Origin of the sequence: Sphingobium sp. S6 (assembly GCF_905120495.1) — a bacterium.
In the GTDB taxonomy this organism is placed as follows: Bacteria; Pseudomonadota; Alphaproteobacteria; order Sphingomonadales; family Sphingomonadaceae; genus Sphingobium; species Sphingobium agri.
The window spans coordinates 1-5,238 of record NZ_CAJHOG010000033.1 but is presented as its reverse complement, the minus strand read 5'-3'; the positions used below and the strand labels follow the sequence as shown (position 1 = coordinate 5,238).

Annotated in this window: 7 protein-coding genes; 6 read left to right on the top strand and 1 reads right to left on the bottom strand. The window is 61.3% G+C overall.

What is annotated here, in order from left to right; all coding sequences use genetic code 11:
* The first annotated feature begins 128 nt into the window (after nucleotides 1-128).
* From linC to SPHS8_RS20110, 6 genes are read left to right on the top strand one after another with little or no spacing between them, the layout of a single operon-like run.
* On the top strand, nucleotides 129-881 hold the full coding sequence (gene linC / locus SPHS8_RS20135) for a 2,5-dichloro-2,5-cyclohexadiene-1,4-diol dehydrogenase LinC (protein ID WP_013039118.1): 753 nt from the start codon (nucleotides 129-131) through the stop codon (nucleotides 879-881).
* 21 nt (nucleotides 882-902) lie between these two features.
* A complete protein-coding gene (locus SPHS8_RS20130) occupies nucleotides 903-1,589 on the top strand; it encodes an EthD domain-containing protein (protein ID WP_007682394.1) in 687 nt (228 codons plus the stop codon).
* Nucleotides 1,589-1,951 carry a hypothetical protein gene (locus SPHS8_RS20125; RefSeq protein ID WP_007682395.1) on the top strand — a complete coding sequence of 121 codons (363 nt, stop codon included), beginning with the start codon at nucleotides 1,589-1,591 and terminating at the stop codon, nucleotides 1,949-1,951. The genes SPHS8_RS20130 and SPHS8_RS20125 overlap by 1 nt, the downstream gene beginning before the upstream one ends.
* Before the next feature lie 13 nt (nucleotides 1,952-1,964).
* A complete protein-coding gene (locus tag SPHS8_RS20120) occupies nucleotides 1,965-3,230 on the top strand; it encodes an aromatic ring-hydroxylating oxygenase subunit alpha (RefSeq protein WP_106000995.1) in 1,266 nt (421 codons plus the stop codon).
* A gap of 46 nt (nucleotides 3,231-3,276) precedes the next feature.
* Nucleotides 3,277-4,038 (top strand): SDR family NAD(P)-dependent oxidoreductase, encoded by a 762-nt coding sequence (locus tag SPHS8_RS20115; protein ID WP_007682039.1) that lies wholly within the window; start codon nucleotides 3,277-3,279, stop codon nucleotides 4,036-4,038.
* A gap of 27 nt (nucleotides 4,039-4,065) precedes the next feature.
* Nucleotides 4,066-4,752 (top strand): EthD domain-containing protein, encoded by a 687-nt coding sequence (locus tag SPHS8_RS20110; RefSeq protein WP_011627728.1) that lies wholly within the window; start codon nucleotides 4,066-4,068, stop codon nucleotides 4,750-4,752.
* On the opposite strand, the gene SPHS8_RS20105 is transcribed toward SPHS8_RS20110, so the two are convergent.
* Nucleotides 4,697-4,990, bottom strand: a complete 294-nt coding sequence (locus SPHS8_RS20105) for a hypothetical protein (protein WP_145907151.1) — start codon at nucleotides 4,988-4,990, stop codon at nucleotides 4,697-4,699. The two genes, SPHS8_RS20110 and SPHS8_RS20105, sit on opposite strands and share 56 nt — an antisense overlap.
* Between the last annotated feature and the right edge of the window lie 248 nt (nucleotides 4,991-5,238).

Below are 5,238 nucleotides of genomic sequence, written 5' to 3'. Positions count from 1 at the left end.
GCAGAAATCCGCGCTGTTTGCGAGCAGAGGCCAGTATCTTTGCAATCGCCTACAAATATGGCATGACCGTGCGCTTCAAGTTCCAGTAATGAAACCGGAACGCCGATAAGAAACTGTTGGAGGGATAGATGTCTGATTTGAGCGGCAAGACGATAATCGTGACGGGTGGTGGCAGCGGCATCGGGCGCGCCACCGTGGAATTGCTGGTGGCCAGTGGTGCCAACGTCGCGGTGGCGGACATCAACGACGAGGCCGGTGAGGCGGTCGTCGCTGCGTCTGGCGGGAAGGCCGCCTATTTCCGGTGCGACATCGCACAGGAAGAGGACGTGAAGGCACTTGTCGCGCAGACTCTGGCGGCGTTCGGCGGGCTTGACGGCGCGTTCAACAATGCGGCGATCCCGCAGGCCGGACTGCCGCTTGCCGAAGTGTCGCTCGAACGGTTTCGGCAGAGCATGGATATCAATGTAACCGGCACGTTCCTGTGCATGAAGTACCAGATCCTTGCGATGATCGAGCGCGGGACGAAGGGATCGATCGTCAACACCGCATCCGCCGCTGGCGTGGTCGGCGTGCCGATGCACGGCGAATATGTCGGCGCGAAGCATGCGGTGGTCGGGCTGACCCGCGTGGCGGCGGCAGACTATGGCAAGCACGGCATTCGCGTGAACGCGCTTGTGCCCGGCGCGGTGCGCACGCCTATGCTGCAGCGCGCGATGGACAATGATGCGGGCCTTGAGCCCTATCTGAACTCGATCCACCCGATCGGCCGTTTCAGCGAACCGCACGAGCAGGCCCAGGCCGCCGTATGGTTGCTGTCCGACGCGGCTTCGTTCGTCACCGGCTCCTGCCTTGCAGCAGACGGCGGCTTTACCGCGATCTGATCATTTTACGGAGCAGCCTCCATGCACAGCATCAAGATACTCGCGACGATCCCGCGCCGGAAGGACATTTCGGAACAGCAGTTCCACGATCACTGGCGCCATCCGCACGGCACACTCAGCAAGAAGATCGCGTGCCTGCGCGGCTATGTGCAATCGCACCGGATCGTCTCTCCGCTGCTGCCTGATACACAGCTGGCCTACGACGGCATTACCGAGCTGTGGTATGACAGTCTCGACGATGCGCTCAACATGGGCAAAGATCCCGCGCATCGCAAATACAACATCCCCGACGAACCGCTGTTCGTCGACATGGACGGACTGAAGTTCACCTTCTTCGAGGAGGACATTATCCGCTCGCGACCGGCGGTGGACGATCCCGATGATGCGGCCGTGCAGTGGTCGCCCACCGAATGGTCGGTAAGCGTCAAGATCCTGCAACTGGTCAAGGCGGATGGCAATCCGGCCTGGGCAGGCGATCAGGACAAGGCGCTGGGCGATCGCATCGGCGCGTTTCGGCATGTCCGCTCGTTCGCGATAGACGCGGTGCACAAGGGCACCTCGCCGTTCATCGGCGCGCGCGAACTGTGGTGGCCGACGCTATCCGATTTCGAACGCGGCGTGGCGGGTGATCGCGCGGCGTTCGATGCGCTCCTGGCACAGGCCGGCCAGCATTACACGATGCTGGCATCGGCCGAGCGGGTGATCTGATGCCGGCCCCCGCGCTCGACGAGGAGCCCGTGCTGCCCCCCGGCTTCGAGGATCTTCTCGAATTCGTGCCGCACTGGATCGGCGAGACGGCGCAGGAACGATGGGATATCCGGGCGCGCGCGACTATGGCGGAGATAACCCGCTTCTACGATGTGCTGCTCTCCCGTTCGGAAGCCATCCTCGACCATGTCGAGACCTTTCCGCTCGACGCGATGCCGGCGCCGACGCTGCGCCTGTTCAGGCTACAGCTGGCGCTGGCTCACGCGGCGATGTCCGTAGAATTGCACAAGCAGCCGCGCGCGCACAATTCGCCCTATCCGCACCAGGTCCGCATCCTGCGGACGGCAGAGCCAACGCTGTAAAGGAGTTCGTCGCATGAACGAGATGACCGAGCTTGCCAGCATCTGCACCAGCGATCTGACGCAAACCGCCGGACTGGGCACCGGTCCAGTCTCCTGCGAGCCTTATCGTTCACCCGCCTATTTCGAGCGAGAACGCGAAAATCTGTTCAAGCGCGCCTGGCTGACCGTGGGCCGGGTGGAACAGCTTCCCGAAAAGGGCAGCTTCTTCACCAAGACCATCGAGATCTGGAACGCGCCGATCGTGGTGACGCGCGGCAGCGATGACAGAATTCAGGCGTTCTACAATGTCTGCGCCCATCGCGGCAATCAGGTGGTGTTGACCGAGCGCGGCCGCGCCTCGCGCTTCTCCTGCAATTACCACAACTGGGTCTACCGCAACGACGGCAGCCTGATGGGCGTGCCAGACGAGGCGAACTTCTTCGATCTCGACAAGAAGAAATGCGGCCTCGTGCCGATCGCCACCGATGTGTGGGAAGGCTGGATATTCCTCAACCACCAGAAGCAGCCCGAAGTCAGCCTGCAGGAATTCCTTGGAGACTTCGGAACGCGGTTTGCCGGGGTTTCTTGGGAAAATACGGATACGTCACTCTATTTCGAGGCGCATCTCGATGCGAACTGGAAAGTGCTGGCCGATGCCTTTTCGGAAACCTACCATATCCCTTCGATCCACCCGGCGACGATCGGCAAGACTTTCGCCAGCGCGGTCAATCCGCATTCCCGCCCGCTCGATGCACGCTTCTGGGGACCACACCGCCAGTTTTCCACTTTCGGCAATCCGGACTACGCTCCGCCCGAAGATGCGATGGTCGAAAAGATGGCCTATGCGAACCGCGATACCGGCAACGTGCTGGGTGCCGCGGAAACGGCGGGGATGACCGAGTATCTCGATCATCCCGCGATCAATCCCAAGCAATCGAAACACTGGGCGCTGGACATCGCCGTCGCTTTTCCCACGCTGCACATAAACCTTTCGCCCGGCGGTTTCTGGTCGCACAGGTTCTGGCCGATCAGCGTCAATCGCACGCGGTGGGAAGCCGAGTTTCATGTACCCAAGCCACTGACCGGGCGGGAAAAGCTGCAACAGGAACTCTATATCACGCGCATCGCGGAAATCCTGCTGGAGGACGTGACGAACACCGAACGCACCCAGCGCGGCATCGAGGCCGGCGCATACGATACGATGCAGTTGCAGGATGGCGAAGTACAGATCCGCCACAACCTTCACCACGTCGATCGCTGGGTGAACGCCAGGACCGTGCGCGAAGCGCTGGGCATCTGACAGGCAGCGCCCTTCACTTGCCCGTCAGTCAAAAATGGGGTCCTCAATGTCCGGATTGGAGCAACGCAGCTATATCGTGACGGGCGCAGGCGGCAGTATCGGCCGCGCTGCCGCCCTTATTCTTGCCCGTCGGGGCGCGAATGTGGTTGTCGCCGATATCGTCGAAGCCGCAGCCGAGGAAACGGTCAGACTGATACGCGCGGAAGGTGGCAACGCCGTCTACAGCCATTGCGACGTCAGTATCGAGGACAACGCGTGGTCGACCGTGGAACTCGCCATCACCGAATTCGGTCGCCTTGATGGCGCATTCAACAATGCGGGGCTGCCGCCGGTCAACGTGCCGCTTCATCAACTGACGAGCGCCGATTTCCAACGATCCCTGGATATCAACGTGCTCGGCGTTTTTCATTGCATGAAACATCAGATCGCAGCGATGCTGAAAGCGGGGAGCGGCGGTTCGATCGTGAACACGGCGTCGGTTGGCGGCACCGTCGCGATCCCCGCACATGGCGAGTACATCGCAGCCAAACATGCCGTTATCGGGCTGACGCGGATCGCTGCCGTCGATTACGGGCAACAGGGAATCCGCGTGAACGCAGTTCTACCGGGCGCTATCCGCACTCCGATGCTGATGTCGGTGATCGAGAACGAGCCTTCGCACGCGGAATTCCTGAAAACCGCCCACCCGATCGGTCGATATGGCGAACCGGCGGAGATCGGCGAAACGGCAGCCTGGTTGCTGTCGGATGCCTCTTCGTTCGTCACCGGCGCCGCCATTGCTGCCGATGGCGGCTACACCGCAATCTGAACTGCCAGAACCGTTGGGAACCGGACTATGAGCGCAATACGAATGATGGCGGTCTTCGCACGGAGAGTGGGAATGACGCCTCAGGCGTTTCACGATCACTGGCGCTATCCCCACGGCTCGCTGGGACAAGGCATCCGGATTATCAAGCGCTATGTCCAGAGCCATCAGGTCGACGTCGATTTCCTCGATGCCGATCAGAACCGCTACGAAGGCATCGCCGAAGTCTGGTTCGACAGCGAAGCGGACGCTGCCGCCTTCGTGACCGATCCTGATTATGTGGCCTATGCGCTGAAAGATGAGCCGAATTTCGTCGACATGGACAACTTCTTTGCCGTTTTCGCACGCGAAGAGGTTCTCAAAAGCCGCGCCGAAGCGCTGCGCGGTGACGAGGCGGCCTATAACTGGTCGATCGACCGACGACCGAACTTCGCCAAGCTTACCCAGGTGGTGTTCGAGGAAGGCGGCACGGCCTGGGCCGGAGACGACGATTTCGCACTTGGCGAGCGTCTTGGCGCATTTCGCCATACCCGGTGCCATCCGATCGAAAAGCTCGTCCTCCCCGGCCCCTCGGTGATCGGTGTGCGCGAACTTTATTGGCCGACGCGGACATTGGCAGAACAGGGCATAGCTGCAGCAGGTGACGCTTTCCATGCGCTGTTTAGCCGAGCGCCAAAGGCACAAACGATCTTCTCGATAAGTGAGCGCTACGTCTGACGGTGCAGGTTAACCGCCCCTGCGCCTCAAGACGCTTCTCAACCAGACGCCGCTCCTGCGCAGCCCATGGTAGAGCCAGAATGCGATCCATACCGAGCTTCAGCGGCCCTTCCAGGCGCTTCTGCAAATAGCGGCCGATCTCGAACGGGTTAGTCTTCGCCTGCCCTTCCACCACGGTCTTGCCGTCGGGATCGAGAACACAGATGCTCGTGCTGCGCTGGCTGACATCCAGACCCACGCTGTATGTTGCTTCGTGCCGGATAGGCGAGCCGTCCGATCAGGCGCAGGATGTTGCGCTCTGCCGGCGATTGTGGCGCATTGCGCAGCCAGGATAGCCATGTCGCGGCCTGCCCCGGTCGTCGGGCTAGCAAATCGTCCAGACCCTGAGCCAGCCAGCGCGGACGACGGCGATGCTGGCCGATGCGCGAAATGGGGTGACTACACGAAAGTGACGTATCTGCACGCTAAGGGCGAACGGATAGCGAA

Bases quoted from the DNA above. Each gene is read 5' to 3' on its own strand.
- SPHS8_RS20130 (WP_007682394.1), top strand. From the start codon at position 903: ATGCACAGCATCAAGATACTCGCGACGATCCCGCGCCGGAAGGACATT.
- SPHS8_RS20120 (WP_106000995.1), top strand. From the start codon at position 1,965: ATGAACGAGATGACCGAGCTTGCCAGCATCTGCACCAGCGATCTGACG.
- linC (WP_013039118.1), top strand. From the start codon at position 129: ATGTCTGATTTGAGCGGCAAGACGATAATCGTGACGGGTGGTGGCAGC.
- SPHS8_RS20115 (WP_007682039.1), top strand. From the start codon at position 3,277: ATGTCCGGATTGGAGCAACGCAGCTATATCGTGACGGGCGCAGGCGGC.
- SPHS8_RS20125 (WP_007682395.1), top strand. From the start codon at position 1,589: ATGCCGGCCCCCGCGCTCGACGAGGAGCCCGTGCTGCCCCCCGGCTTC.
- SPHS8_RS20110 (WP_011627728.1), top strand. From the start codon at position 4,066: ATGAGCGCAATACGAATGATGGCGGTCTTCGCACGGAGAGTGGGAATG.